This window comes from Planococcus lenghuensis, from assembly GCF_001999905.1.
Taxonomy (GTDB): Bacteria; Bacillota; Bacilli; order Bacillales_A; family Planococcaceae; genus Indiicoccus; species Indiicoccus lenghuensis.
On the sequence record NZ_CP019640.1, the window covers coordinates 2,063,014 to 2,088,625 of the forward strand.

General features: G+C 49.9%; 24 protein-coding genes. 6 read left to right on the top strand and 18 right to left on the bottom strand.

Annotation, left to right across the window (positions count from 1 at the left end):
- Positions 1–229 precede the first annotated feature (229 nt).
- The 7 genes from B0X71_RS10640 to B0X71_RS21685 all read right to left on the bottom strand — a co-directional run bounded on the left by B0X71_RS10640 (position 230) and on the right by B0X71_RS21685 (position 6,124).
- A complete protein-coding gene (locus B0X71_RS10640) occupies positions 230–1,777 on the bottom strand; it encodes a collagenase (RefSeq protein WP_198038577.1) in 1,548 nt (515 codons plus the stop codon).
- 141 nt (positions 1,778–1,918) lie between these two features.
- The gene (locus B0X71_RS10645; protein ID WP_077589388.1) at positions 1,919–3,256 is read right to left on the bottom strand and encodes an MATE family efflux transporter; all 1,338 of its coding nucleotides are present in this window, start codon (positions 3,254–3,256) and stop codon (positions 1,919–1,921) included.
- A 36-nt stretch (positions 3,257–3,292) separates the two neighbouring features.
- Complete coding sequence (locus B0X71_RS10650; protein WP_077589389.1) at positions 3,293–3,544, bottom strand: hypothetical protein; 252 nt, start codon at positions 3,542–3,544, stop codon at positions 3,293–3,295.
- Complete coding sequence (locus B0X71_RS10655; protein WP_077589390.1) at positions 3,501–3,926, bottom strand: sporulation protein; 426 nt, start codon at positions 3,924–3,926, stop codon at positions 3,501–3,503. The genes B0X71_RS10650 and B0X71_RS10655 overlap by 44 nt, the downstream gene beginning before the upstream one ends.
- Before the next feature lie 62 nt (positions 3,927–3,988).
- Complete coding sequence (locus B0X71_RS10660) at positions 3,989–5,173, bottom strand: AI-2E family transporter (protein ID WP_077589391.1); 1,185 nt, start codon at positions 5,171–5,173, stop codon at positions 3,989–3,991.
- A gap of 19 nt (positions 5,174–5,192) precedes the next feature.
- Positions 5,193–5,864 (bottom strand): LCP family protein, encoded by a 672-nt coding sequence (locus B0X71_RS10665; protein WP_332309442.1) that lies wholly within the window; start codon positions 5,862–5,864, stop codon positions 5,193–5,195.
- Complete coding sequence (locus B0X71_RS21685; RefSeq protein ID WP_332309443.1) at positions 5,828–6,124, bottom strand: hypothetical protein; 297 nt, start codon at positions 6,122–6,124, stop codon at positions 5,828–5,830. The genes B0X71_RS10665 and B0X71_RS21685 overlap by 37 nt, the downstream gene beginning before the upstream one ends.
- Before the next feature lie 144 nt (positions 6,125–6,268).
- Here B0X71_RS21685 and msrA point away from each other — a divergent pair, with 144 nt between their 5' ends.
- The 3 genes from msrA (at position 6,269) to B0X71_RS10685 (ending at position 9,470) form a co-directional block, all read left to right on the top strand.
- Positions 6,269–6,799 (top strand): peptide-methionine (S)-S-oxide reductase MsrA, encoded by a 531-nt coding sequence (gene msrA / locus B0X71_RS10670; RefSeq protein WP_077589392.1) that lies wholly within the window; start codon positions 6,269–6,271, stop codon positions 6,797–6,799.
- A 692-nt stretch (positions 6,800–7,491) separates the two neighbouring features.
- The gene (locus tag B0X71_RS10680) at positions 7,492–7,725 is read left to right on the top strand and encodes a hypothetical protein (RefSeq protein ID WP_077589394.1); all 234 of its coding nucleotides are present in this window, start codon (positions 7,492–7,494) and stop codon (positions 7,723–7,725) included.
- Positions 7,726–7,862: 137 nt separating this feature from the next.
- On the top strand, positions 7,863–9,470 hold the full coding sequence (locus tag B0X71_RS10685) for an ABC-F family ATP-binding cassette domain-containing protein (protein WP_077589395.1): 1,608 nt from the start codon (positions 7,863–7,865) through the stop codon (positions 9,468–9,470).
- 595 nt (positions 9,471–10,065) lie between these two features.
- Here B0X71_RS10685 and B0X71_RS10690 read toward each other — a convergent pair.
- The 3 genes from B0X71_RS10690 to B0X71_RS10700 form a co-directional block, all read right to left on the bottom strand.
- Complete coding sequence (locus tag B0X71_RS10690; RefSeq protein WP_077589396.1) at positions 10,066–10,578, bottom strand: YkvA family protein; 513 nt, start codon at positions 10,576–10,578, stop codon at positions 10,066–10,068.
- A gap of 109 nt (positions 10,579–10,687) precedes the next feature.
- Positions 10,688–10,888 carry a cold-shock protein gene (locus B0X71_RS10695; RefSeq protein ID WP_077589397.1) on the bottom strand — a complete coding sequence of 67 codons (201 nt, stop codon included), beginning with the start codon at positions 10,886–10,888 and terminating at the stop codon, positions 10,688–10,690.
- A 200-nt stretch (positions 10,889–11,088) separates the two neighbouring features.
- Entirely contained in the window at positions 11,089–11,385 is a 297-nt protein-coding gene (locus B0X71_RS10700) for a DUF1033 family protein (protein ID WP_077589398.1), read from the bottom strand.
- A 178-nt stretch (positions 11,386–11,563) separates the two neighbouring features.
- On the opposite strand from B0X71_RS10700, the gene B0X71_RS10705 reads away from it, so the two are divergent.
- Both B0X71_RS10705 and B0X71_RS10710 read left to right on the top strand, forming a co-directional pair.
- Positions 11,564–12,262: a 5-bromo-4-chloroindolyl phosphate hydrolysis family protein gene (locus tag B0X71_RS10705; protein ID WP_077589399.1), complete on the top strand. Its 699-nt coding sequence runs from the start codon at positions 11,564–11,566 to the stop codon at positions 12,260–12,262.
- Positions 12,234–13,406 carry a toxic anion resistance protein gene (locus B0X71_RS10710; protein WP_077589400.1) on the top strand — a complete coding sequence of 391 codons (1,173 nt, stop codon included), beginning with the start codon at positions 12,234–12,236 and terminating at the stop codon, positions 13,404–13,406. Before B0X71_RS10705 ends, B0X71_RS10710 begins: the two co-directional genes overlap by 29 nt.
- A 51-nt stretch (positions 13,407–13,457) precedes the next feature.
- Here B0X71_RS10710 and B0X71_RS10715 read toward each other — a convergent pair whose 3' ends face one another.
- From B0X71_RS10715 to B0X71_RS10750, 7 genes are all read right to left on the bottom strand, one after another.
- Entirely contained in the window at positions 13,458–15,308 is a 1,851-nt protein-coding gene (locus B0X71_RS10715) for a nitric oxide reductase activation protein NorD (RefSeq protein ID WP_077589401.1), read from the bottom strand.
- A 15-nt stretch (positions 15,309–15,323) separates the two neighbouring features.
- Positions 15,324–16,181, bottom strand: coding sequence for an ATP-binding protein (locus tag B0X71_RS10720; RefSeq protein ID WP_077589402.1), 858 nt, complete (start codon positions 16,179–16,181; stop codon positions 15,324–15,326).
- A gap of 66 nt (positions 16,182–16,247) precedes the next feature.
- Entirely contained in the window at positions 16,248–16,454 is a 207-nt protein-coding gene (locus B0X71_RS10725) for a DUF6501 family protein (protein ID WP_408634095.1), read from the bottom strand.
- 43 nt (positions 16,455–16,497) lie between these two features.
- The gene (locus tag B0X71_RS10730; RefSeq protein WP_077589403.1) at positions 16,498–17,088 is read right to left on the bottom strand and encodes a DedA family protein; all 591 of its coding nucleotides are present in this window, start codon (positions 17,086–17,088) and stop codon (positions 16,498–16,500) included.
- Positions 17,089–17,393: 305 nt separating this feature from the next.
- On the bottom strand, positions 17,394–18,662 hold the full coding sequence (gene odhB, locus B0X71_RS10740; RefSeq protein ID WP_077589405.1) for a 2-oxoglutarate dehydrogenase complex dihydrolipoyllysine-residue succinyltransferase: 1,269 nt from the start codon (positions 18,660–18,662) through the stop codon (positions 17,394–17,396).
- 21 nt (positions 18,663–18,683) lie between these two features.
- Positions 18,684–21,488: a 2-oxoglutarate dehydrogenase E1 component gene (locus B0X71_RS10745; RefSeq protein ID WP_077589406.1), complete on the bottom strand. Its 2,805-nt coding sequence runs from the start codon at positions 21,486–21,488 to the stop codon at positions 18,684–18,686.
- Between the two features lie 181 nt (positions 21,489–21,669).
- Complete coding sequence (locus B0X71_RS10750; protein ID WP_198038578.1) at positions 21,670–23,340, bottom strand: diguanylate cyclase domain-containing protein; 1,671 nt, start codon at positions 23,338–23,340, stop codon at positions 21,670–21,672.
- Between the two features lie 311 nt (positions 23,341–23,651).
- Here B0X71_RS10750 and B0X71_RS10755 point away from each other — a divergent pair, with 311 nt between their 5' ends.
- On the top strand, positions 23,652–24,200 hold the full coding sequence (locus B0X71_RS10755; protein ID WP_077589408.1) for a GNAT family N-acetyltransferase: 549 nt from the start codon (positions 23,652–23,654) through the stop codon (positions 24,198–24,200).
- Between the two features lie 24 nt (positions 24,201–24,224).
- Here the strand turns inward: B0X71_RS10755 and B0X71_RS10760 are convergent, their stop codons facing one another.
- The gene (locus B0X71_RS10760) at positions 24,225–25,307 is read right to left on the bottom strand and encodes an undecaprenyldiphospho-muramoylpentapeptide beta-N-acetylglucosaminyltransferase (RefSeq protein ID WP_077590973.1); all 1,083 of its coding nucleotides are present in this window, start codon (positions 25,305–25,307) and stop codon (positions 24,225–24,227) included.
- Positions 25,308–25,612: the final 305 nt, after the last annotated feature.

Here is a 25,612-nt window from a genome sequence, read left to right on the forward strand (position 1 = left end):
ATCCGGGTAGTTAATTTCAATCATGCCATTTTCTATACCCCGTTTTTGTTCCATTCACCCCTGCCGAAGATGAATTTTCAACTGTCTGCTTTTCCCGGTATCTATACGAAAAACAGCAGACAGAAACCGTTGCCGATTCAGCCTGCTGTTGTCTGATTTTCAATTGTCATGGGCGACTGAATGGTCGGCAGCACTGGGCCAGGAAAGACAGATGGCGTTTCAGCCCGGTTCAGAATTCCTCCGGATACTCCTCGACAAGTCGTTCTTCTAAAATCTCCCAGACAACCAGGTTATACAGGAGGCCTTCATCAAACAGCTGTCTGTAGCCTTCGACTTCATCTCCGTGCACAATGGCGGAATAGGCATTAATCAGGGAGTCGGGATTCGTATAGTAATAGCCAGCCGGATCTTCTTCAGCTGATTCCCCGATTTCCTCTTTCACTTGCTGTGCAATCGCCAGCGCTTGTGCTGGGTCCGTCAATAAATGGACTTCAGCCAAAAGCAGCAGGTCATCTATCCGGAACTCCTCTTCCCCTGTTTCCAGTTTACGTTCAAGCAAGTCGATCGCTTCCGCGAATTCCCCGCGTTCCAAATGAATATCCGTCAGCGTCCATAAAGCCTCGTCCACCTCATACTTCCCGCCGATTGCAGCGATTTCTTCAAGCACCGGTACTGCATCAACAAACCGCTCTTCCTCATATGCCTCATACGCTTCATCAAATAAATCGGCGATTGTCTCGCTATATGCAATTTCGTCTTCAAGGAAAGTGGCTTCGAATTCATCGAGGTCCATCCCAGTGATCAATTCCATTTCCGTATAGAACCGCTGCGGTGACAAAGACGACAGCAGCTGCTGAAGCGCCTCTTCCCCGAAGTCGGACGCCAGTGAATTGACAGCCAGAAAGCTTTGCGCGTATGGATCGAATGAGTACGATGCGGCCTCATGGAAGGCGGAATTCAAATCCAGCGTAAAGAAATCGACCGGCTCCAATGCTGCCGGATCATACCAGTATACGCTTTCGCCTGCTAAGTAATCAGCCAAACCTTCCTCGAACCATTGCGGCAGTCTCGTTTCCGACACGTCATGTTTGAGCGCATATTCATGGCTCAAAAAATGGACATACTCATGCAGAAATACAAGATCCCATATGCCATCTTCCACTGCGAAATGGACAGATTGGCTGTAGAAATCATAATAACCCGCTGCTTCCGGCACAGCTGTGGCCTGTTCGATCGATTCATAATCACTATGCAGGACAACGGTTAACGGACCGGTTTCTTCCAGTCCAAAGAATGCCTGAAGATGTTCCATCTCATTCTGCAGCAATTCATCCACTTGGCTGACCGTGTCTTTGTGTTCGAGCGGATAAACATAGGTAATATCCCCGCGAGTCATGGTTTCCTGTTCTTCGGTGATCGGCAAACGCAGGACATCCCGCGCAAAAAGTTTCGCTTTATTGCCGGCACTATGGTCGCCTTCATTCAGTACTTCCACTGATGCGTTGGCCGCTCCAAGAAAAAAGGAAGAGCCGCCAAGATACAGTGAAAACAGCAAAACCCCCGCAACTTCAAGGCGATTAGTTAAGCCGACCCAACGTAGATGCCCTCTTCCTAAGCCCCATGCGCTAAAACCGAACAGCAGAAAGCAGCCGGTCCCGACTATGGCTGCAGCGAGCAACCCGCCGGCTAATCCCATATTAAAAATGACAGCAAAGCTGCCGCTCACAGCAGCGATAAACAACAGCAATAACAAGCCCAACTTCATAAAGCTGTTCATCATTTCCTCCGTCAACCATAGTGAAATTCAACTTATTATAGCACCAAAGAGGGGGTGCTAAATGCGCAAATAGTAGCACTGTTTTCTTTTTAGTTGTCAGAAATGGAAAAAGACATCCCCGAAGCAGGAATGTCTTTCAGATTATGCAGTGATGACTTCATTCGTCTTCCACTTCCCGAACCGGTAGTAGCAGAACGCAACGACGCTGCTGATCACAAAACTTGTCCCGATGCCGTACGCAATCCCTTCCTGTCCGAATAATTCGGCGAACAAATAGGTCAACGGATAGCGCAGCACCCAGAACGAAATGATATTCAGGATAAGCACCTGGAGCATGGCGCCCGCCGCCCGGACAGTACCGTTCAAGATGAAGTTAATGCCAAGGAACGGATAGAAAAAAGCGATCGTCGTCAAATACTCCGTGCCGAATTCAGCAGCCGGCCCCTCATCGATGAACAGCCGGATGCCGACACCGGCGAACAGTACGATGATCAATGCAATGGCCAGCATGACCGAAAAATTATAAAACAGTCCATAGGCCGTAATGCGATGGACCCGCCACCAATTATCCGCACCGATGTTCTGGCCGGCCATGCTGTTAACGGCAGTGCCGAGTGCCATGGCCGGCAGCATGATCAGTGAATCGAGGCGCAGCGCTGCCCCGTAACCTGCAACGACGGCCGGACCGAAAGAAGCGACCACACTCATGATGGCCGTTACACCGGCGGCGATGACACTCATCTGAAGTCCCGCCGGAATGCCGAGCTTCAAGATTTCACCCACTTCACGGCGGGCCGGAATTGTCGGCCGGGAAAACGGCACCAAGTCTTTCCGAAGTGTATAAATCAGTCCGGTGACAAACGCCGTCCCTTGGGAGAAAATCGTGGCGTAAGCGACGCCTTCAATCCCCCAGCCGAATCCCGCGATGAACAACGGATCAAGAATCGCATTGAGTATCGTTGCTGTCAGCACGAAATACAGGGGCGTTTTGGAATCCCCGACTGATCGCAGAACCGTTCCGATGAAATTATAGCCGAATAAAAACAAAATCCCGATGAAATTGATTTTTAAGTAAGCGACAGCTACCGGCAACATCGCCTTCGGGGTGCCAAGCAGTACAAGAATCTCTTCCGTCAGAATATACCCGATGGTGCCGAGCGTCAGGGACATCACCGTCATCAGCACAACGAATGCGTTTAAGTAACGGCGAAGCGATTCATCGCTTCCCCGCCCTTTCTGCTGGGACAGGATTGTCAGGGCAGCGTTGTTTAACCCGATAATGAACGACAGCACCGTGAACATGACCGTGCCGGAAAGTGACACAGCGCCGAGTGCCACTGCGCCAATCAAGTTGCCGACCCATAAACTGTCGATGAATTGATAAGAGATCTGCAACAGATTCGTCAGGATAATCGGTCCTGAAAAAACCAGCATCTGCTTGAACAGATCTCCCTCTGTGAAATTATGTTGTGTAGCCATTGTTATTCCCCCAAACCGTTCATTTCCATCTACAAATCATACCATACCCTTTTCAAAGCCTTTTCCAACTTGGCGGGGAATCGGTTTTCCGGTGAGCCGCAAGTTTTGTTGGGCAATTACAGAATGCTGTTTTTTTATGTTGTGTTTGAATTTTTGGGTGGTTTTACCTTTTGTAATTTTGTACTTTAAAAGCAAGTAAGAAAAAACCAGCCTGTCCGCATTTCTGCTTCCAGGCCGGTGTTGCTCATCGGTCTCTTTCCATTTGGGTATAAGTGATTTCATCTTCATCTGAACAATCGACTCCATTTAAAATATGGACGACTGTCCTTAAGATTAATTTCTCATTTTCCTGTTCCGTCTGCCACCGTTCATCTGGCACCAGCTGGAAATCCAGGATATGGGAGTTTTTTGAATTAAACCCGGCGGCGACTTCCAGTGTCTGCTTCGTCACCGTTTTATCGACCACTTCAAAATCACTGTATTCGCTGTAGCGTTCCAGCCGTTTCAGCACGATCAGTTCTATAAATTCAATTTCCTGTTCTGAACCGTTATCTTCGATATAAATGCTGCCAAGCAGCGGATCACCTGCTTCAACATTCGGTGTTTCAACGACCGTTTCCACAGACATGGAACCGATTCCGATAGATGATAAGAATTTCCTGAAACCCATACAATTTCCTCCCTGAAGGTATTACTATGTTTTACCACCCGTAGTTACTGGTTAAACCGGTTCTATGCTTCTCCTTTCTCATACTGATTTTCAGGTACTGGCTCATACTTATTGTACCGTCGTTTGAACAATTTGAATAAATGCGTAACCACGACGCGTATCAATGCATAAATCGGTACACCGAGCACGATGCCGACGAAGCCGAACAGCGCCCCCGCTGTCAAAAGGACGAATATGACCGTGACCGGATGGATCTCAAGCCGTTTTCCCATCACTTGCGGGGAAATAAGATTTCCTTCGGCAAGCTGAACGATCGTCCAGACAATAATGACTTTCAGGAGCATGAATGGAGATACGACCAACGCCAGGATGACTGCCGGTGTAAAGGCAATCGCCGGCCCGATATATGGAATGACGCTCGTCACCATCGCAAGTGCTCCGAGCAAAAAGGCATAATCGAGGCCGATGATCAGAAAACCGATCGTCACCATGACACCTATGAAAAAAGCGACAATAATTTGTCCCTGGATATAGCCGCTCAGCTGATGATCCGCTTCATGCAGCACTTCTTTGAAATCTTCACGGAAGCGCGGCGGCAGTAAATGGATAAGGTGTTTCGGCAGCTTCTCTCCGTCTTTCAGCAAATAAAACAGTACGAACGGGACGATGACGATGGAAACGACGAATGCTGTCACCGTTGTGATGAATCCGGTCAGTCCTGATACGACTCCACTGACCATATTCTGAAGTGTATCACCGACATTTTCAGGAAGTGTTTCCATCAGTCGGTCGATATCGAAACCGGAGTCGGTATAGAATCCGCCTATGATGGACCCTCCGAGGAACGCATCCGCTCCAGTCAACAGCTCCTCGAACAAGAGTGGAAATTCTGCCACGAAGTTAAGCAGCTGTTCCTGCAGGAATGGAAATACCAGGATGATCAACAGCGTGATTAGCCCCGTACCGCCAAGGAAAAGCAGCAGGATTCCCCATCCCCGTGAAAGCCCGCCCCGTTCAAGCAGGTGGACGAGCGGCCGCAGCAAATAATACAGGATGAGCGAAACGACGACCGGCAGCACAACCGTTTCGAAAAATATGATGAGCGGGCCGAAAATGAAAGATACTTCAGTGAACACGAGAATCACAAGTCCGGTCAGCACTAACGCTGTTAGCATAAAAAGCGTATCCCGGCCGCCCAGGAAAGCGATGATTTTTGTTCCGAAAAACGATGGTCTGTCCTGCTTCATTCCCAATTCTCCTTTGTCCTCATTCATATAGGAAATCGTTGATCGCTTGCCGGTTCGCTTCCAAATCGAGTTCAAGTACCGATCCGGCATGCGGATAAGAAGCGTGTGAGTATGTCCCCTCTGCCGGAATGGTCAAGCGCTCCACTTCTCTGCCGCCAAACAAAGCGAATTTAACGGCTTTCCCCAGCTGATCGGACGCCGTCATATCAGTTTGTACAGCTCCCTGCACCGCACCGGCGAGTTTCGAATAACCGGTGAACGCCAGCGGTCCGGTAAGCTCTTCCTTCAAGGCACCAATCACTTGCTGCTGGCGGCGCACCCGGCCGAAATCTCCTTCCGCATCCGCCCGGAACCGGGCATAGCCAAGCAATTCCTGCCCGTTCAGCCGCTGAACACCCGGTGTCAGTGTGACGCCGATGTTTTCGGACATTTCCTTTTCAACGTCAATCTCCACGCCGTTCGGTGCTGTGATGTTGACAAGCTGTTCAAAGCTTTGGAAGTCGATGAGGGCATAATGATGGATCGGAATGCCGAACATTTCACCCAGCGTCTCTTTAAGCAGTTCCACCCCGCCCAAATAATAAGCCGTATTCAGTTTATAATCTTCATAACCTGGGATCGCTGCATAAATATCCCGCATGAAGGAGATGACTTTCACTTCACTTGTATCTTTATTCCAAGAGGCCACCATAATGGTATCCGTCCGGGACTGCTCTTCCCCCGGGCATCCGAGCCGAGCAAAAGTATATTTTCAATGTCCCCGCCGGCTTCATCACCGGTGAAGGCAATTTGTTCTTCCGTGTCATCTGCTGTGGCATGGTAACCGCTCCAGTATTGGAACGTGCTGAAAGCCGTGACAATCAATCCGAAGATCAACAGCAGCAAAAACAGCCGGCCGTACCGGAACTTCCGTTTTTTCCGCCGTTCGCTTCTGTATTCAATCTCTTCCATAGTATATTGGACTCCTTTCCTCCCACACACTCAGACGTAAAACAGGCATGGAAGTTTCCCTTTTTAATTATAATCGATTTTGATTGCCGGACAACCGGCCAAAGTGATAAAATTCTCTTTATGAACCGAAAGGAGCAAGGTGCGATGAGTGAAAAAGCGACATTTGCCGGGGGTTGCTTCTGGTGTATGGTTAAACCGTTCGATTCCTATGACGGCATTGAGCAGGTCGTCTCCGGCTATATCGGCGGTCATGTGGAGAACCCGTCCTATGAGCAAGTAAAAACCGGCACGACCGGCCATTATGAAGCCGTTGAAATCACATTCGACCCGGCGGTGTTCCCATACGAGCAATTATTGGAGATTTATTGGCCGCAAGTCGATCCGACCGATGCGGATGGCCAGTTCCAGGACCGGGGTCCCCAATACCGGGCGGCCATTTTCGTCCATAATGAACGGCAACGGGTACTCGCGGAACAGTCCAAGCAAGAAATTGCTGACAGTGGCCGTTTCAAGAAACCGATCGTGACAGAAATTCTGGATGCCGCCGTCTTTTATCCGGCGGAAGATTACCATCAGGATTTTTATAAAAAAAGCCCGGATGCATACGCAGAAGACCGGGCCCAGTCCGGTCGGGATGAATTCATCGCCGTTAATTGGCAGAAAACAACCAGCTGATCAGCGTATAGAAAAGGAGGCTGTCCCAAAAGGTCATGAAGAATGACCTCGAGGGGCAGCCCTTTTTTCTATTCATAAAGAAGTAGCTGAGGTTCGGCCCGGCGGACGCTTTCCGCGGGCACAGCTTCAGCCGCTTCCCTTGCTCCTACGCAAGCTCGTCGCAAACTAAAACCGTTCGCTATGCTCGGTCCAGGGTCTTCAGCTCGGTGCTCCTGCGCAAGCTCGTCGCAGTAATAACTGCTGGTCCCGCAGGAGTCGCCGCCGGCCTCCCCGCCCTTATGCATTCATTCTATAATGGTTGTCTCCTTTAATTAGCTTGGAATGGCAGAAGCCAGCAGAAATGCGAAAACCCCGGACTGCTCCTTCGCAAGCGAGTGTTCGTGCAGCAGAAGCCATTCCGTTATGGAAGAACATCTGGGCAAGATAAGCCTAAGGGCTTTTTGGCCAGCCCCTTTTTGGTTATACCTACGTGCGATGGGTGATGCATTAGTGGAAAGCTTTGCGAAGAATCACCAGGATGACCATCCTTTTGGAATGAATCCGGCTCTTGGCAGATCAACTTCTCACCGGCAGTGACTGAGCTGTGAACACAGAGAAAAACAATTGAAGATCAGCCGGCTCGTTCCCTCTATCGGAACTTGCGTTCGTCTTCATTTTGCATTAAAATGTCGTCAAAGAAAGGCGGCAGCACGATGAGACTTGAGATGTGGTCGTACACACGGCGCTATCAGATTAAAGCGATTTTTAATGTCTTTCCGCATGTGACAGTGCTATTCCGGCAGATCGGGGGCTATTATTTCATTTTTTCCATGAAAGGGCTCACAAAAGACCATTTGCCCGGCCGAAAGGAATATGTACAGATGGAGTATCTGCTCAATAAGGAACTCGGGCTTTACGACAATTACAGGCAGCGTAAATTCAGGTGATTTCAGGTCTTCTTTCCGGAAGGCCTTTTCCGTTTCAGCGGAGACCTGACGGAAAGGCGGGAACCGATTGTGTTCCGTGTGCGGCGGGTGCAATTCATGGTATACTCATCTTATTGTGAAATTAAGGAGGAACAAACATGTTACAAGCAAGTAATGTCAGTCTTCGATTTGGTGACCGCAAGCTATTTGAAGACGTCAACATAAAGTTTACGGAAGGGAATTGTTACGGACTGATCGGCGCAAACGGAGCCGGCAAGTCGACATTCCTGAAAATCCTGTCCGGTGATATTGAAGCTCAGACCGGGAATATCTCGATGGGGCCGGATGATCGCCTCGCAGTCCTGAAGCAGGACCATTTCGAATACGAGGAACACGCCGTACTCGATACCGTTATGATGGGTCATAAACGGCTGTATGAAGTCATGAACGAAAAAAACGCCATCTATATGAAAGAGGATTTCTCCGATGAAGATGGCATGCGTGCCGCTGAGCTCGAAGGGGAATTCGCTGAGATGAACGGCTGGGAGGCGGAATCAGAAGCTGCGATCCTTCTTCAGGGTCTCGGCATCTCGGAAGGTCTCCACAGCAAAAAAATGGCGGATCTGTCCGGTTCGGATAAAGTGAAAGTTCTCCTTGCCCAAGCCTTATTCGGCAAGCCGGATGTTCTTCTGCTCGATGAGCCGACGAACCACTTGGATCTGCAGGCAATCCGCTGGCTCGAGGAATTCCTGATCAATTTCGAAAACACGGTCATCGTCGTTTCCCACGACCGACATTTTCTGAATAAAGTCTGCACGCATATCGCCGACCTTGATTTCAGCAAAATCCAGGTCTACGTCGGCAACTACGATTTCTGGTATGAATCATCGCAGCTTGCAACGAGAATGGCGTCTGACCAGAACCGCAAAAAAGAAGAGAAAATCAAAGAATTGCAGGCCTTTATCGCCCGGTTCTCAGCCAACGCTTCGAAGTCAAAACAAGCGACTTCCCGAAAGAAAATGCTCGACAAGATTGAATTGGACGACATTAAACCGTCTTCCCGTAAGTATCCGTACATTAATTTTCAGATGGGCCGTGAAATCGGCAATGATGTATTGATTGCGCAGGGACTGACACAGGAAATTGACGGCAACACGCTGTTCAAAGACATTAACTTTAATATGAACAAAGACGATAAAATCGTTCTGCTCGGCGATCCGATTGCAAAATCCGCCCTGCTGCGCGTGCTGGCGGAAGAAGATGAACCGAAAGCCGGTTCCATCCGCTGGGGGGTCACAACATCGCGGACCTATTTGCCGATCGATAACTCAGCATATTTTGAAGGGGCGGAAAGTTCACTCGTCGACTGGCTGCGCCAGTATTCACCGGAAGATGAAAGTGAAACGTTCCTGCGCGGATTCCTCGGCCGCATGCTGTTCTCCGGCGAAGAAGTAAAGAAAAGCCCGTCCGTCCTGTCCGGAGGCGAAAAAGTGCGCTGCATGCTGTCCCGCATGATGCTCACGAATTCGAATGTCCTTCTTATGGATGAGCCGACGAACCACTTGGACCTGGAAAGCATTCAGGCGCTCAACAACGGCCTGATCGCCTTCAAAGGCGCACTTGTCTTTACATCTCAGGATCATCAGTTTATCCAGACGATTGCTAACCGCATCATCGAGATTCGCGAAGACGGATCCATTCTGGATAAGCAGATGACGTATGATGAGTATCTGGACTGGAAAGAATCCATGGCTATCACTGGATGACCAATAAATGAAAAGACCGGAATCCGCGGATTCCGGTCTTTTTATTGTTTTCAAAGAACATTTTCACACAAAACAGCCCCCAACCGCTTTCGGCGGGGGCTGTTTTGTAAGGAATGAAAAGCCGGCTCAAATCGTCCGCCCTCCCTGTCTTCCTTAGAACACTTTCACCCACTGCCATTTTGGAGGAGAGCCAGAGTGCGAGGGCGTTTAAGAGCCGGCTTTAACATCCGTTCTCCCTTACCCTCTGCCTCACTGTACGCTTTATGTTGCAGGATTGATAGCAAACGCACTCCGAAATCGCCGGACTCATACTTTCGGAAGGGGGCGGGGATTTGTTCAAATAACGGGAATGCTTGTAAAAGCTTTTATTTGCGGATAGAACTTGTTTAATTGCAAATAGAGCCCGCTTACTTGCGAATGCGCCGGGATTACTTGCGAAATCAGCGCCCATATTTGCGAACTGCTTTTCAGAAGAAGGAAAAAAGCCTTGCGTACTGCACGCTTTCTTCCGGGAGGATTTCCTGCGGTATACGGAACGTACGCAACCTAATTAAAAAGAGTGCCGGAAAATGAATTCCGGCACTCTTTCTGTTTTTCAAGCGGTTCCTGAAGTTTTGTTGTCGTTTTGATCATCCGATTTGAGGAAGCGCTTTGCCAGGCCGCCTGCCGGAATTTTCGATACAAGCTTATTGCCCGATTCCACCAGGTTCTGCAATGTATCCAGCAAATCATCTTCACCAGCCCAATGTTCTTCCAGAATTTCTTTCGGGTAGTTGTTCAGGATTGTGTTCAAGATGAAAGCTGCTACTACCACATCGTCGAGGAAGCCGCCTGGCCCCAAGAGAAACTCCGGCAAAAAGTCGAGCGGTAGAAAAAAGTACAGGATACCGCTCCCGACCAGCGCCTTGCTTTTCCCATCAATGCGGTCATCCATTGCGAGTTTCATCATCAAATGAAACATGTCAGGCGCCAGCATCACATATGGCAGCACTTTGCTGGCCATTCCTTTGTTTTCAGCCCAATGCCGGATCTGCTCCCGCAGCTTCTGATAAAAATCGTTCTGTTCTTGCCCGCTCGGCAGCGGCTGTGTTAATTGATCATTTGTCATATTAATTCCCCCTCGGCCTTTTTATGTAGTATACCTTTTACAAACTGAACCAAAACACGAAAAAAGGAACTGACCCATTTGGGTCAGTTCCTTGAATTCGAATTGGCTATTACAGCTTAACTACGTTAGCTGCCTGTGGTCCGCGGTTGCCTTCGACAACTTCGAACTCTACGCGCTGGCCTTCTTCAAGTGTTTTGAATCCTTCGCTCTGGATAGCTGAGAAGTGTACGAATACATCGTCCTCGCCTTCAACTTCGATGAATCCAAAACCTTTTTCTGAGTTGAACCACTTAACTGTTCCTTCTTTCACGTTAAAAACCTCCCATATTGAAAATGTTAAATATATGAATCTCTTTGAAAATTGAAAAAATTCACATATTCCAAAAAGTACCGTCACTTACCGATCACTTTTTGGAATACGTGAATCGCTGTTTCTGGTAACCATATTAATTCATATCTTGCTTCTATTATACCAGCTTTAAACGGTTTGTCAAAGAAATGCCATAAATTTTATGAAAAATGAACCGGTTGCCCATTGCATAGCCATATCAGTCCGTGATATGTCTGAAGATCATCATCACACGCCTCGCAGAAAACCTGTTCTTCTTCGGTCCAGAAGGCGATGAATGCCGTCCCTTTGGCCAGATGATGCGGGTACTGGCGCGAAAAAGCTGACTTCTGCTCCTGAAGGAATCTTTCCGCTTCTTCCCGGGTCTGGAACTCTTGCCGGCTGACAATTTCTTTTTCCCAGCCTTCGAACTGCCACCATGGCTCATACATTGCTTTCATATAAATGACTTCGTACATACAACAACCCTCTTTGTGTGTCCTCACAAGCATTCTGCCAAATCCTGTCCGTAATGTCCACTGATTTGATTGGCCGTTAATTTTTGTACTTCCGCGCCGGATTGCGTAAAATAGCAGTATACACCTGAAACTTTTCCTATTGCAAACCGTATAATTAAGAGCAGAGGAGGTTGCCCTTATGAAACCGCTCGAAAACTTTCTTGTCCGTCAGTCAGTAGGTCTTCCATTGATGACGGTTATGTTTCCTGTTCTTTATGCAGGCGCTGAAGTGGGACTCGTTGTGTCCGGTGCGGCAGCCGCCGGTACGTATATTGCCTCCACCAGTGCGATGAAGCAGCTTCAAGTGACGAATGCATCCAAACGGTTCGGCATGACGCGAAGCGAATTTAAATCCGTCTCCCTGCAGGTCCGGGGAGCAAAAGCGAAAGTCGCACAGCTCCAAAGCCTTTCTTTCCGGGTCCGGTCCATTTCCGCTTTTAAGCAGCAAATGGAGATGACCCGCACCGCCAATAAAATCATTTCAGCTGTTCAGCAAAATCCGCGGAAGTTTTATCAAGCCGGAGATTTCTTTTATTCCCACCTGGATTCCGCTGTTGAACTCTCATCAAAATATTCCTTGCTGATCGGTCAGTCACTCAAAGATAAAGAAACGAAAATCGCTTTACAGGATACAAGGATTACGCTTCGGGCCTTGACTGATGCCATGCAGCATGATCTGAAGCAAGTGCTTGCTTCAGACATGGAACAATTGCGCATGGAATTGGATTATGCCCAGCTTTCTATGGAGCGCAAAGAACAGCCGCAGCTCCTGACAAATGATGATGTCTTACGAAAAGGAGAAATGCCCGATGACACAGAATCAGCCGAACAAAAGTGAATTGGATGCATTGCTGGAAACGCCATTCGGGATGGAACCGGCTCCAGCCGCCTCCCCCGCCAAAGAGCAGGGGCAGGCTGTCGCGCTCATGGAACGGCTGAATCCTGAAGAACAGGAGAAAGCCCAGGCACTCGCCAAGCAAATTCCCGCCGGCAATTATGAAGCAATCTTAACATACGGCACAAATGCGCAAATGCAATTATCCCAGTTTTCCCATAAAATGCTGGACCATGTGCAGAGCAAAGACATCGGACCTGTGGGCGACGTCCTGAATGACCTGATGCGCAAGCTTAAAGAACTGAACCCGGAAGAATTGTCGGACAGCAAAAAATCCGGCATCCGGAAGTTGTTCAATAAAGCGAAAGTATCCATTCATGAAATGATGACCCGCTATCAGAAACTGAGCACGCAAGTGGACCGCATCAGCATCCAGCTTGAGCATTCCAAGCGCGGGCTGCTTGAGGACGTGCAGATGCTTGAACAGCTGTACGAGCAGAATAAGACGTATTTTCAGGCGCTGAATGTTTATATCGCCGCAGCTGAAATTAAACGGGATGAAATCCTGAATGAAGTTCTCCCGGAACTCCGCCGCAAAGCGGAAGCATCGAATGACCAGATGGCTTACCAGGAAGTCAATGACATGGCGCAATTTGTCGATCGGCTGGAAAAACGGCTGTATGACCTGCAGCTGTCCCGGCAAATCACCATCCAAAGCGCTCCGCAGATCCGGATGATCCAGCAGACAAATCAGACGCTCGCTGAGAAAATCCAATCTTCCGTCATGACGTCCATTCCGCTGTGGAAAAACCAGATTGCCATTGCCTTGACGCTGAACCGCCAGTCAAAAGCTGTAGAAGCACAGAAACAAGTTACATCGACGACCAACGATCTCCTGCTCAAAAATTCTGAAATGCTGAAGATGAATTCAATTGAAACCGCCAAAGAAAATGAACGCGGCATCGTTGAAATCGAGACGCTGAAGCAGACGCAGGAAAACCTGCTGGAAACCATCGAAGAAACATTGCGCATCCAAGCGGATGGCCGGTCGAAACGAAAAGCGGCCGAAATCGAACTCGGGAAAATGGAAGAAGACCTCAAACACCGCCTGCTGGCCATCGCCGACAGCCGGGGCAACCAGCAATAAAAAAAGCCAGCTTCCTCATAAAAAGAGGAGCTGGCTTTTCGTGTGTCTCCTTCAGCCGGATTGCACAACAAGATGAAGTGTGCGTTTCAGCAGCCTTAATGTCTGTTCGGTGAATTGTTCCAGTGAACCGGCACTGACTGACCGGTTGCCATACATCGTACGGAATAGTTCCGCCTGTTCTTCCGTGACGTTTTCGGTGTTCAGGAACAAATGCAGCACTTCAATCCCGGCTTTATTGGCATCCGTTACAGCAGAGGCAGTATCCACGATGCCGTTCTGCGCATAATTATAAGCGGATGGTTCTCCGTCTGAAAACACGAGCAGGAATTTATGTTTTTCCTGCCGCTTCTGCATGCGGCCCATCATCCAGCGGATTGCAAAACCATCCCGGTTATCTTCGTGTGCATCGAGCGAGAAAATGCTTGTTGCGTGGTCGGCCACACCGTCTTCAAAGCGGTGGATCCATTCAAACCGATTGGGCTGGCGATCCTCGTCCGCTTCAAAGGCATCCTCGTAAAACAGCACAATCTCATGCGGTATATCGAGTTTACGCAGCACGTCATGAAACAAGAGCACCGCCTGCTTCGTTTCTTCCAGCTTATCGATCATGGAAGCGGAGCCATCGACAAGGAGGCCGAATACCGCATCGAGTTTGCCGGACGGTGCCGATTTCCGGTAAAACGGCTTCGGGCGGTCTTCGGTGGCAATGCCGGTCAGTTTCTTAGACAGCCGGCCGCTCATCAGGTTCACCCGGGCGCTTTGCTCTTTCTGCTGCATCCGCTTCCGCAGCTCTTTCAGCAGCGCCCGCACGTGAGGTTCCTGACGGAGCCGCACCTGTTCTGCCGCCGGCCGGGTGGCGGAATCCGCTTGAATCCGCTGTTCTTCATAAACTACATTTTCATGTTCGCGGCCAAATGATTTACCGGCTTTCTTTTCCTGTGTTCCGGTTTTGCGGTCGGTCGCCTCCCCGCTTTCCTTATGCTCGCCTTCTGACTCCCCGCGGGCCGTGGAGTGAACTTCCGCGCCGCCCTCTTCTTCCCGGCCGCCCGTCGCTTCGGCGGAATCACCCCGTTCAAGTTCAAACTCCAGCGCCTGGTCGGATTCCGATTCCATCTCGCGATGCCATGCCTGAAACCATTCTTCCACGGTCTCGAGTTTTTCTTCCACTTCATTTTCCGTCTCTGCCCCTTTATGCTCCCGTGGTTTCGGCAGTTTTTCCGGCGGATCACCGAATGTGTAATACGTGTGGATCATATCGGACTGGAATAAAAATTCGATCCGGTCCATCATCGCATCGACAATCCGGCCAGCGTCCCGCGTGCTTGCTGCATCGTACATGCCGGTCCATTGATTGAATAGCATGTCATCCAGTGTGTTGCCATCCGGCCGACCGTCACGGAGTGCCAGGTAAGCGGCATTCAAAAGCGCATCGGCATGGAAGCCTTTTTGCCGGTTGATGGCGTATTGCTGGCTGTGAAATTCTGCGTACACCGATTCCCGCAAATCGAACATTGAATTCGTGCCCGGTCGCTGTTTCCGAATTTTTTCGGACAGGCGAAATTCTTCAGCGCATAATAAAAGCTGCGTGCGGAGCTCCGGCAGCGGTGACCGTTTCGCTGAAAAAGTCTGCCAGGCATCGAGACTGAAATGCCGCCAGTAGCCGGCCGCCAGTAAATACACATCCGATAAATAGCCGTTTCTCACCGTCTCGGGGTTTCGATGTTTCCAGAACACGGAAATGGAGACAGCGGATTCAGTCGGCCGCAGTTCCAGCAATTTCCGCATCGTCAACTGCAGATATGGCGCATCGGCCAATGCCCGTGCCAGAGTTTCCAGCCGGTTCAGCAATGCCGCATCCACGGTTTCATTATTGAATTGGATAAATCTATTGACTGAAGCCATGTACTTCACCTGTTTCTATTTTAGCCATGTTGTCGTCAGATCCTTCACGAGCTGCCGTTCACTTTCATCATCCAGTTTCTCGGCAATTGCATAATTGACGGCCCGCTCAGCTCCAATGTGCACGGCAAGCGCTGTGGCATCAAGGAGGCTCCGGACCGAAGCCGCTTCATCTGAAAGTAATCCGTTTTCAACTTGCTTCATGAGGTCGCCGGCCAAGTTAAACATGAAGGTTTTCAGGCTGCCCGGCGCTTCTGGGAATTCCCGGTCCCACAGCTTCCGCAGCTCCTCTCCGTTCAAGTATGGAACCGGCACAGCAACGAACCGGTTCTTGAGCGCTTCATTCATTGGCGATGTGCCGATATAGCCTTCATTGATCGCTGCAATGACACCGAAATCCGGGTGGGCTTTGATGACTTCACCGGTGAATGGATTCGTCATCATCCTGCGGTAGTCCAGCACCCCGTGCAGAATCGGCAAGGTTTCCGCGCGCGCCATGTTGATCTCGTCAATGTATAAAAGATGACCTTCCTTCATCGCCTTCACAACAGGGCCTTCTACAAAGTCAATGACACTGGCACCATTTTCCTGGATCAACGTCTTGAAGCCGAGCAGTGATTCCGCATCCAAATCCACAGATGAGTTGATGCTCTGCATCGGCTGATTGAACGCATGCGACACGGATTCTGCAAGCTTTGTCTTCCCCGCCCCTGTCGGTCCTTTTAGCAGTACCGGCTGGCGGAGCGCCACCGCTGTCAGGACATCGGTCCATAGCCGGTCATCGGGCGCGATATAGCCGCCTGTGCCGATCAGTGAGGAGAACTTGTCATGGTCCCGCTGCTGGCGCTTTTCAATTTCCTGCTGAATCAAATCCATTTCCGATCCCTCTTCCTCTAATTTGCTGCAATGAAAAAACCGATGAGTGCGTCATCGGCTTGGTGATTATTCAAAATACGTCTTATAAAATCCGCCGACTTTCCCGGTATTGTCCACGACAAACAGGAACTCCTCGGTTTCGTTCTTCACTTCGTATGTCTTCCCGGTGGTCAGCACGTTGGAAACAAGAAATTTACTTGCCTCCGTATGTGTGCACGTCACTTCACGAAGCGTCGGCTTTTCCAGCCAGTCCACATGATTCAATGCCCTCATCCTTTCTGTCCTCTTATAAGTATACGTAAATTAATGTCTCTTTTCAACGGGACAGGCATCGCTGTCTAACCATATACACCCCGATTCCTCCCAACAGAACAGTGATCGATGCAATGACCAAGTAGCGCTGCAGTTCCGACAGAACCTCTTCATAAATTGCAGGAAACGCACGGCCCAGCTGGAAATAAATCAGCGACCAGACGAAGCTCGCTGATCCTGCATACAGAATATACCGGGGTAGCGGATAGCGGTTCGCTCCCGTCACATACGGCATGACCATCCGGAAACCCGGCAAAAAGAAACTGAAAGAAATCGCATAGCCTCCGTACCGATCGAACGCCTGCCGAAAACGCAGCACATTATTTTGCAGCCTCGATTGTTCGAAACGTTCCAGAATCCGGACCGCCAGCACTCTGCCGATGAAATAGGTGAACAGATTGCTTGAAAGCAGGCCAGCGTATGCACAGAGAAACGCAAGCGGCGCATAGAATGAGCCCGTTTCCGTAACGACACCGGACAGGATTGCGGCGGTTTCGCCCGGCAGCGGAATCCCGAGCAGCATCACCCAATTAAAAAGGAACATGGCAACATACCCGTAATCCTGCATCAAATCGATGAAGAGCGTAATATCCATGCGCGGCGCCCGCTTTCCGGAGTTTTTCTTATCATGCCAAAGATTCTTGCTGCGTGCAATCTTTTATTACCGGGATAGACTGATCCAGTTTCTTTTTTCTGAAGAAAAAGAATATCGCCATGCCGGCCTCACTGCAGGCATAGCAGTTTCACTCCTCCGCTATCTGCAGCAACTTTCTCAGAATTAACCTTGGCGAATAGACCCCTCCGTTTCGTCGAATAGACATCTGACTTTGGCGAATAAACTCCTGAATCCCACAAAAAAAAGCGCCTGATCGCTCAGGCGCTTTTGCTGTCGTTCAATTATTAAGATTCAAGCAGGAGATCTTCCGGATTTTCGATCAGGTCCTTGATCATTTTCAGGAAGCCGACTGAATCTTTGCCATCAATAATGCGGTGGTCATACGAAAGCGCGACATACATCATCGGACGGATTTCCATCGTTTCTTTGTCGATTGCGATTGGACGGTGCTGAATTGTATGCATGCCAAGAATAGCGGCCTGTGAACCGTTTAGAATCGGCGTTGACATCAGGGATCCGAAGACACCGCCGTTCGTGATTGTGAATGATCCGCCTGTCATGTCGGAAAGCTGCAGTTTTTTGTCGCGCGCTTTCTTCGCAAGCTCACCGATTTCACGCTCGATTTCCGCAAAGTTTTTGCGGTCCGTATCGCGGACGATCGGCACAACGAGGCCTTCCTCAGTGGATACCGCAATGCCGATATCGTAGAACTGCTTGAGCAGCAAATCGGTACCGTCGATTTCAGCATTGACATACGGATATTTTTTCAGTGCTGCTGTTACTGCTTTCGTGAAGAAGGACATGAAGCCAAGTTTCACGTCGTTCTTTTCCAGGAACTCGTCTTTTTTACGGCTGCGGAGCGCCATCATATTCGTCATGTCGATTTCATTGAACGTTGTCAGCATCGCTGTGTTCTGGCGCACTTCAAGCAGGCGGTTCGCGATGGTCTGACGGCGGCGGCTCATTTTTTCACGGACAACCCGATCATCCTGTGCCTGCGGCTGAGCCGCTTTTGGCGCTTCCTGTTTCGTTGCTGGAGCTGCCGGTTTGTTTGAATGCCCTTCAACATCCTGCACACGCACGCGGCCGAGTGGATCCACTGTCTGGATTGCCGACAGATCGATGCCTTTCTCACGGGCCAGTTTGCGGGCTGCCGGACTTGCGATCACACGCTCATCGGGTGAAGCAGGTTCTGAAGATGAAGGCTGTTCGCCAGTTGTTTCAGCTACGGTCTTGTCTTCTGCCGGCTGCGCTTTTGCGCCTGCATCTTCCTGTTTCGGCTCTTCCTGTTTTGGAGCAGGCGCTGCTCCTTCGCCGCTGCCTTCCCCGACTACTGCGATGACTTGGCCGACTTCAACGGTGTCGCCTTCTTCGGCCAGCAGTTCCTGGATGATGCCTGCTTCTTCTGAAATTACTTCAACGTTAACTTTATCAGTTTCCAATTCAACGATGAATTCCCCTTTTTCCACTGAATCCCCCGGCTGTTTCAGCCATTGGGCTATTGTACCTTCTGTAATTGATTCGGCCAATTCTGGCACTTTAATTTCCGCCACAGCTAATTCCTCCTTTAAATCTTACTTCTTGATACCGAGTGCTGAATCCAGGATGCGGCTTTGCTCCACTTTATGGGCTTCGCCGTCTCCTTCAGCAGGACTTGAGCGTTTTACCCGTCCATGGTAGGATACTTTCTTTTTGCCGGCCAGTTCACGCAGATAGGATTCGGCAAATGTCCACGATCCCATGTTCCGCGGCTCTTCCTGTACCCACGCCAATTCCTTGATCTTTGGATACCGGTCGATGATCGCTTTCACTTTTTCAACCGGGAATGGATACAGCTGCTCAATATGGACGATATGCACTTTTTCGAAGCCTGCTCCATCCTTCACACGTTCTACCAGATCAATCGCCATCTTACCGCTGGCAAACAGAAGACGTTCCACTTTATCGGCATCCTGTCCGGTTGCCGGGTTTTCAAGTATCGTCTCGAATTTACCTTCAGCCAGCTGTTCCGGGGCTGCACCGACGAGCGGGTGCCGCAGGAGCGATTTTGGCGTCACAATGAGCAGCGGGCGCATCGCTTCTTCTCCGAGCATTCTGGCTTGACGGCGCAGAATATGGAAATAATTGGCGGCACTCGACAGATTGGCGACCGTCCAGTTATTTTCAGCAGCAAGCTGGAGATAGCGTTCCAGGCGGGCGCTCGAATGCTCAGGCCCCTGCCCTTCATACGCGTGCGGCAGAAGCATGACCAGTCCGGATTTCTGTCCCCATTTAGCGCGGGCGGATGAAATGAAATTATCGAACATCACTTGCGCCATATTGGCAAAATCGCCGTACTGAGCTTCCCAGATGACGAGGGCTTTTTGGTTTTCTACATTATAGCCATATTCATAGCCAAGAATCGCCGTTTCTGTCAGCGGTGTATTGTAGATGGAAAAAGACGCTTCAGACCCTGAGATATGATGGAGCGGGATCAACTCTTCTCCTGAATTTTCATCATGCAGGACGATATGGCGGTGTGCGAATGTTCCCCGCTGCACATCCTGCCCTGACATGCGGATCGGATTCCCGTCCTGCAGAATAGTGCCGAATGCGAGGGTTTCCGCATGAGCCCAATCCACTTTTCCTTTGCCGTTGAACGGCTCTTCCCGCCGTTTAAGAATCCGGGCAAGCTTTTTGAACGGTGCGAAATCGGATGGCCAGCTGAGCAGTTCTTCGTTCAGCTGCCGGAGTCTTTCTTCCCCGACACCGGTGTCGAGTTCCGGATATCCATCCAGTACAGCTTCCGGGATTTCCCCTTCTACTGCCGCTTCCTGCTTCACTTCTTTCACACGGTCGTAGGCTTCCTGCATTTCCTTCAGGACCGACTGATCGATTGACTGGACGTCATCAGCAGTAAGCACGCCGCTTTCTGAAAGAACACGGCCATACACTTCCCGCACGGTCGGGTGTTCATGCACTTTGTGGTACATCAGCGGATTCGTCACGAGCGGTTCATCCATCTCGTTATGGCCATAACGGCGGTAGCCGATCAAGTCAATAAGAATGTCCTTGTTGAACTGAGCCCGGTATTCAACTGCGAAGCGGGCTACAGCAAGCACGGCTTCCGGATCATCAGCATTCACATGAACAACCGGTGTTTCATAGCCTTTTGCAGGATCTGACGCGTAGCGGGTCGTCCGTGAATCATAGGCTTCCGTCGTAAAGCCGATGGTGTTATTTGCGATAATGTGGACAGAACCGCCTGTCTTGTAGCCATCGACCCCGCTGTAGTTCATCGTCTCTGTAACAATGCCCTGTCCAGGGAATGCTGCATCCCCGTGGACGAGAATCGCAAAAGCCTTCTTCGCATCCACTTGCGGTTTGCCGGGACGCGATGTATCTTCCTGAGCGGCTCTTGTTTTACCGGTGACGACCGGACTGACGACTTCCAGATGGGACGGATTATAAGCCATTTTGATCTTGGTGCCTTGCGGCGACTGATAGGCAGCGCCCATATGGTATTTCACATCGCCAAACCAGCCTTTTGACAAGGATAATGAACCGTCTTCCGGCATGAAGGAATCATTCGGCACATGGGCAAAATCCGCAAACATCATCTCATACGGCTTATGCAAAATATGCGTAAGCACATTTAAGCGACCGCGATGTGCCATCCCGATCATGATGTTTTCCGTCTGCTGCTCATTCGACTGACGAATAAGTTCATCCATCAGGACAACCAAAGTATCCAGCCCTTCAATAGAGAAACGCTTCTGGCCGACGAATGTGCGGTGTATGAATTTTTCAAATCCTTCTACATGGGTGATGCGCTCAAGGAGCGCCTTTTTATCTTCTGCAGAAAGGGAAGGTTTCAAAGCGCCGGACTCGATTTTCGACTGAATCCAGCCGCGTTCATCCTGATTTGCGACTTGCGAAAATTCATAAGCGATTGTCCCGGTATAAAGCGATTTGAGGTAGTTGATCGCTTCCAGACCGTCCGATGCGTTTCCTGCCTGATCCCCCAGGAGGAGTGCTGCCGGAATTTCCCGCAAATCCTGTTCAGAGAGGCCGTAAGAGGAAAGTTCCAAACGTGAAGTATCCCGTTCATGGTCATTCAAAGGATACAGATCTGCCGCAAGGTGACCATAGGTGCGGATCGCTTCTGCTAGCCGGACTGCAGCCAGCACTTTCTGCGTATTGCCTTGCGGCGCTTCTGCCTGCTGCTGGCTGGTTCCCGGCTGCACAGGTGCTCCGTAGAGACGGAAAAGTTCTGCAAGTTCTGGTTCAACGGAATCCGGAGATTCCTGGTATAACTCGTACTGCTCCATAATGTAGCCGGCGTTCACTCCGGATATGGAACGCCATGGAGATTCGGTACCGGAATAACTGTTAGACATAACAAACCCTCCAACTTATTTGCGCGATGGCATTCACTGTGCTGTTTCATACCCATCCAATTTTATCATGCTCACTCCAGGACTTAAAGCCGCAGACGGGCAGTCACTGAATGATTAATTTTTCCATATCAATCTTACTACTAATCAGAGAAAAAACAATGCTTTTCCAGTAAATTATGACTTAATGGCCGGGCAAACCGGTATTATGCAGATCGGAATACATGACCAGCCGGTTTTTTCCTTGTTTTTTGGCTTCCAGCAATGCCGCATCCCCGCTGCGGAACAGTTCTTCTAACGTGCTTCCGTCATTCGGATAAAAGGCGGCACCAATCGATGCGCTGGGCGAAAATGACTGCTCAGCGATCCGCCAGCCGCGCGACAGATTCTCTCTGATACGCCGGCTGATTTCCGCCAAGTTCTCTGCCGCTTCCGCCGGACTGACATCCGCCAGCAGAATCAGAAACTCATCCCCGCCGATCCGGCCGACCAGGTCCTTTTTGCGGATACTGCGCTTCAATGCCTGGCCAAACTCAAAAATAAAGTCATCGCCTGTCTCGTGGCCGAATAAATCATTCACTTCCTTGAAGTTATCCCCATCGATATAGAGGACGCCAATCCAGCTGCCGGACTGATCCGCCTGCTGCTTCAGGGCGGGGAAGGTCTTCGAGAGAAACCGGCGGTTCGGCAGCCGGGTGAGGCTGTCCGTGTAGGCCAGGCGTTTCAGTCTGGACTCCGCCAATTTCTTATCGGTAATATCAAAACGGATGGACAGAACTTGCTGCGTCCGTCCATGCGCATCCGTCAGCGGTATGATCGTCGTATCGGTCCAAAAAGTGCCGCCCGCTTTCGTTTGCTGCTTGATCTGCCCGCGCCAGATTTCCCCTGTTCTGATTGACGCCGCAATGGCTGCCACTTCTGTCTCAGGCAGAAAACGCTTATCCGTTTCCGCTATGCTGGTGCCTATCAGCTCGTTTGCTGTGAATCCGGTCAGGCTGACGTAATTGTCATTGACATACATCAACTTGCCCGCCGGACTTGAAATGGCAACAAGAGCAGAGTAATTCAGCGCTTTTTTATAACTCTCCAGAATATTTTCAGTCTGCTTCAAATCCTCTTTGAGTTGAAACTTCTCCGTAAACTCGGTCAAAGCGATAAAGTAAGCACGGACACCTTTCTGTTCGCGCACTGGCGAGCAACTGGCCAGGAAATTGGCGGTCATGCCATCCGCTTTTTGCCAGCGGATCGGCACTGAAGTGCTTTCACCGCCCTCCTGCACCTCGTTCAGCGTTTTGCGGATAAATTCAGCATCGCTCGCTGTAATACCGGGAAGTGACACGAGCGGTTTACGGTCATATGCTTCTTTTTCAATGCCGAACATCTTTTCAAAGCTGCTGCTCATTGTATAAATCGTTTCATCTTGCCAGACAATGATGACTGGATCGACAGAATGCCGGATCAGTGCATGAAATAAGAGCTGATCCTCTTCGGTCTCTCTCTGAGCCGTAATATCCCGCGTTACAACCAGCACAAATTCACCTGACTGGCTTTTAATCGGCGTGACGGCTGTTTCATCGCTTCTTCTGTCTGCCATGGTTTCACTGCATGTCCGGAAAACGGAAATGGATTCAGTCATCAATGCTTTATTGCAATGATAACGGAGCTCTTCCGTCATCCGGCAAGAACCGGCTGTATTGACCGCTGATCCTGGGCTGATACCGCCGAGCGACTGGTAAGCAGCCGGATTCAGATAGCGGTATGTATACGTATCGCCTTCACGTTCCAGATAAACAACCAAATCGCTTGTTTTATCATATAAAAGCGCAAGCTGCCGCTCTGAAAAAGGACCTCTCATAACGTTCACTCTTTCTTCTTGTGCTGCTGAACCGCTGTCACATTCCCTTATTTCTATTCCCTGTGAAAGGAGAGACAAACACCGCGACAGCGCTCTTTTCATTGTACCCCACTACCGAGAAAAAAATCTTTGCATTTCTAAAAAAAATCCGTATAGTAATAGAGCAGATAATTTCATATGGGAAGGCAAATGGTGCGCCACCAGCTTTACTGGTCCTAGTGGGTTCGATTCCCACCCCGGAATTTTTTATGCACTTCTAAATGAAAAATTTCGAGGACAGTTTTTTGCTGTCCGGTCCAGGAGGCACCGTTATGTTAAAAAAACGTGACTTGCATGAAAGCGGTCAGTTATTTGAGCTGCTGTCACACCCCGCTGTATTCCCATATGTCCGCCAGAAAGCACAATCGGCAGAAGAATATAAATTCGTCACCAAACAGGCAATCGAAGCCGAAGATCGCGGTGAGCTCATTTCCCGGACAATCCTGGATGATTACGGCCAGCCGATCGGCACTATCAATCTATTTGATATAGAAGATGGAGCCGGCTTTCTCGGCACATGGATCGGTCAACCTTTCCAGGGTCTCGGGTACAATCAGAAAGCCAAGCAGCAATTTCTGGATGAATTGTTTTTTGTCCATGGCATCCAGAATGTGTTCCTGCGTATCCGGAAAGTAAATGCGAAATCCCTCAGAGCCGCTTCAAAGCTTCCGTATGTCATCGACGCGGCAAGCACTCACCCGCAGCTTCTGAAGGAACTCAATAAAGAGGAAGATATTTATGCGCTGTTCCAAATCCCGCGGGACTTGTACTATTTGACACAAGCCCAGCAGCCGCAGGAAACAGACGAGCAGGCAATATGAAAAAGGTGACGGAAGAAATCTCCGTCACCTTTTTTTTATGTGGCCGGCGATGAGTGCCGCCATTTCCGCTGCTGTTTTCGGGGAAGGGGCGGCTTCCATATTCCGGACGAACGTCTCTCTTTCTGAAACCAGGGCCACAAGTTCCTCTGATAATCGATCTGCAGTCAATTCCTCTTCTTCCAACACACGGGCGAATCCTTGTTTGCGGAACAATTCCGCATTCAGAAGCTGGTCACCGCGGCTCCGTTCTTTTGACAGGGGAATGAGCAGCATCGGCTTCTCCAGCGCCAGAAATTCGAAAATTGAATTCGAGCCGGCACGCGACACAATGTAATCCGCGTAGTGCAGCAGATCCGGCAATTCCGTCGTTACGTAATCAAATTGCCGATAGCCGGCAACATCCGCCAGCGCCGGATCGGTATTTCCCTTTCCGCACAAATGGATGATGTTAAACCGGGCAGTCAGCGCCTCGAGCTGGCTGCGGATGGCCTGATTAATGAGCGCCGATCCCTGGCTGCCCCCCATGATCAGCAGGACCGGCAATTCCCGGTTGAACCCGCACAATTCTTTACCGGACGTCGCTGATCCGGTCAGTAATTCATCCCGGATGACCGCTCCGGAAGCCGTCGCTTTTTCAGCCGGCACATGGGCCAGCGTTTCATTGAACACCGTATAAATGTGGTCGGCGAAAGGCATTGCGATTTTATTCGCCAGTCCCGGTGTCACATCCGATTCGTGGATAATCACCGGAATCTTCATCATGCGTCCTGCCATGACAACCGGCACGGAAACAAAACCGCCTTTTGAAAAAATCGCTGCGGGTTTTGTCCGCCGGAGGATGCCGAGCGATTGAACCAGCCCGCCGCCTACCCGAAATGGGTCCGTGAAGTTTTTCCGGGAAAAATAGCGGCGGATTTTGCCGCTCGATATGGCATGATAAGCCGTATTAGGAAACGCTTCGCCGATAATCTCCTGTTCGATTCCGCCTTTGGATCCGATGTATTCAATATGGAAACCGAGCTTTTGCAGCTCGGGCAATACCGCCTGATTCAAAGACACATGGCCGGCAGTTCCGCCGCCAGTCAGTATAATTGTTTGTTCTGTCATCACAATAGCCCACTCTCTTTCATTCATTTCCTGTCTTATTTTACTGCACTTTAAGCAGAATGAAAATGGAGACTTGAAACGGGTATTTGCATGCAGGACCTCTGAAATGAATCCCTAAAAACGGGCCGAACAGATATAAGTCCTACAGGAAAAGTAAAATGATCCATACTTATGTATTCTACATTCTCGTTCCAGAAATCTTTTAACGTGAACTACCCTCAACTTAATTTTCTTCGAACAGTTGAAGTGGGGGCTTCAGGAACGTAAAAAACGTTCCATCTTTTATTGCTTGGTCACCCACGGAA

What these genes read in the sequence shown, in the direction of transcription:
- B0X71_RS21685 (WP_332309443.1), bottom strand. Translation starts at nt 6,124, where the DNA reads ATGGAAGAGATTGAATACAGAAGCGAACGGCGGAAAAAACGGAAGTTC.
- B0X71_RS10690 (WP_077589396.1), bottom strand. Translation starts at nt 10,578, where the DNA reads ATGACAAATGATCAATTAACACAGCCGCTGCCGAGCGGGCAAGAACAG.
- B0X71_RS10730 (WP_077589403.1), bottom strand. Translation starts at nt 17,088, where the DNA reads ATGGATATTACGCTCTTCATCGATTTGATGCAGGATTACGGGTATGTT.
- B0X71_RS10745 (WP_077589406.1), bottom strand. Translation starts at nt 21,488, where the DNA reads ATGTCTAACAGTTATTCCGGTACCGAATCTCCATGGCGTTCCATATCC.
- B0X71_RS10680 (WP_077589394.1), top strand. Translation starts at nt 7,492, where the DNA reads ATGAGACTTGAGATGTGGTCGTACACACGGCGCTATCAGATTAAAGCG.
- B0X71_RS10685 (WP_077589395.1), top strand. Translation starts at nt 7,863, where the DNA reads ATGTTACAAGCAAGTAATGTCAGTCTTCGATTTGGTGACCGCAAGCTA.
- B0X71_RS10705 (WP_077589399.1), top strand. Translation starts at nt 11,564, where the DNA reads ATGAAACCGCTCGAAAACTTTCTTGTCCGTCAGTCAGTAGGTCTTCCA.
- B0X71_RS10655 (WP_077589390.1), bottom strand. Translation starts at nt 3,926, where the DNA reads ATGGGTTTCAGGAAATTCTTATCATCTATCGGAATCGGTTCCATGTCT.
- B0X71_RS10640 (WP_198038577.1), bottom strand. Translation starts at nt 1,777, where the DNA reads ATGAACAGCTTTATGAAGTTGGGCTTGTTATTGCTGTTGTTTATCGCT.
- B0X71_RS10645 (WP_077589388.1), bottom strand. Translation starts at nt 3,256, where the DNA reads ATGGCTACACAACATAATTTCACAGAGGGAGATCTGTTCAAGCAGATG.
- B0X71_RS10710 (WP_077589400.1), top strand. Translation starts at nt 12,234, where the DNA reads ATGACACAGAATCAGCCGAACAAAAGTGAATTGGATGCATTGCTGGAA.
- B0X71_RS10660 (WP_077589391.1), bottom strand. Translation starts at nt 5,173, where the DNA reads ATGAAGCAGGACAGACCATCGTTTTTCGGAACAAAAATCATCGCTTTC.
- B0X71_RS10665 (WP_332309442.1), bottom strand. Translation starts at nt 5,864, where the DNA reads ATGGTGGCCTCTTGGAATAAAGATACAAGTGAAGTGAAAGTCATCTCC.
- B0X71_RS10750 (WP_198038578.1), bottom strand. Translation starts at nt 23,340, where the DNA reads ATGAGAGGTCCTTTTTCAGAGCGGCAGCTTGCGCTTTTATATGATAAA.
- B0X71_RS10720 (WP_077589402.1), bottom strand. Translation starts at nt 16,181, where the DNA reads ATGGATTTGATTCAGCAGGAAATTGAAAAGCGCCAGCAGCGGGACCAT.
- B0X71_RS10755 (WP_077589408.1), top strand. Translation starts at nt 23,652, where the DNA reads ATGTTAAAAAAACGTGACTTGCATGAAAGCGGTCAGTTATTTGAGCTG.
- B0X71_RS10760 (WP_077590973.1), bottom strand. Translation starts at nt 25,307, where the DNA reads ATGACAGAACAAACAATTATACTGACTGGCGGCGGAACTGCCGGCCAT.
- B0X71_RS10725 (WP_408634095.1), bottom strand. Translation starts at nt 16,454, where the DNA reads ATGAGGGCATTGAATCATGTGGACTGGCTGGAAAAGCCGACGCTTCGT.
- B0X71_RS10700 (WP_077589398.1), bottom strand. Translation starts at nt 11,385, where the DNA reads ATGTACGAAGTCATTTATATGAAAGCAATGTATGAGCCATGGTGGCAG.
- B0X71_RS10715 (WP_077589401.1), bottom strand. Translation starts at nt 15,308, where the DNA reads ATGGCTTCAGTCAATAGATTTATCCAATTCAATAATGAAACCGTGGAT.
- B0X71_RS10650 (WP_077589389.1), bottom strand. Translation starts at nt 3,544, where the DNA reads ATGAAGATGAAATCACTTATACCCAAATGGAAAGAGACCGATGAGCAA.
- msrA (WP_077589392.1), top strand. Translation starts at nt 6,269, where the DNA reads ATGAGTGAAAAAGCGACATTTGCCGGGGGTTGCTTCTGGTGTATGGTT.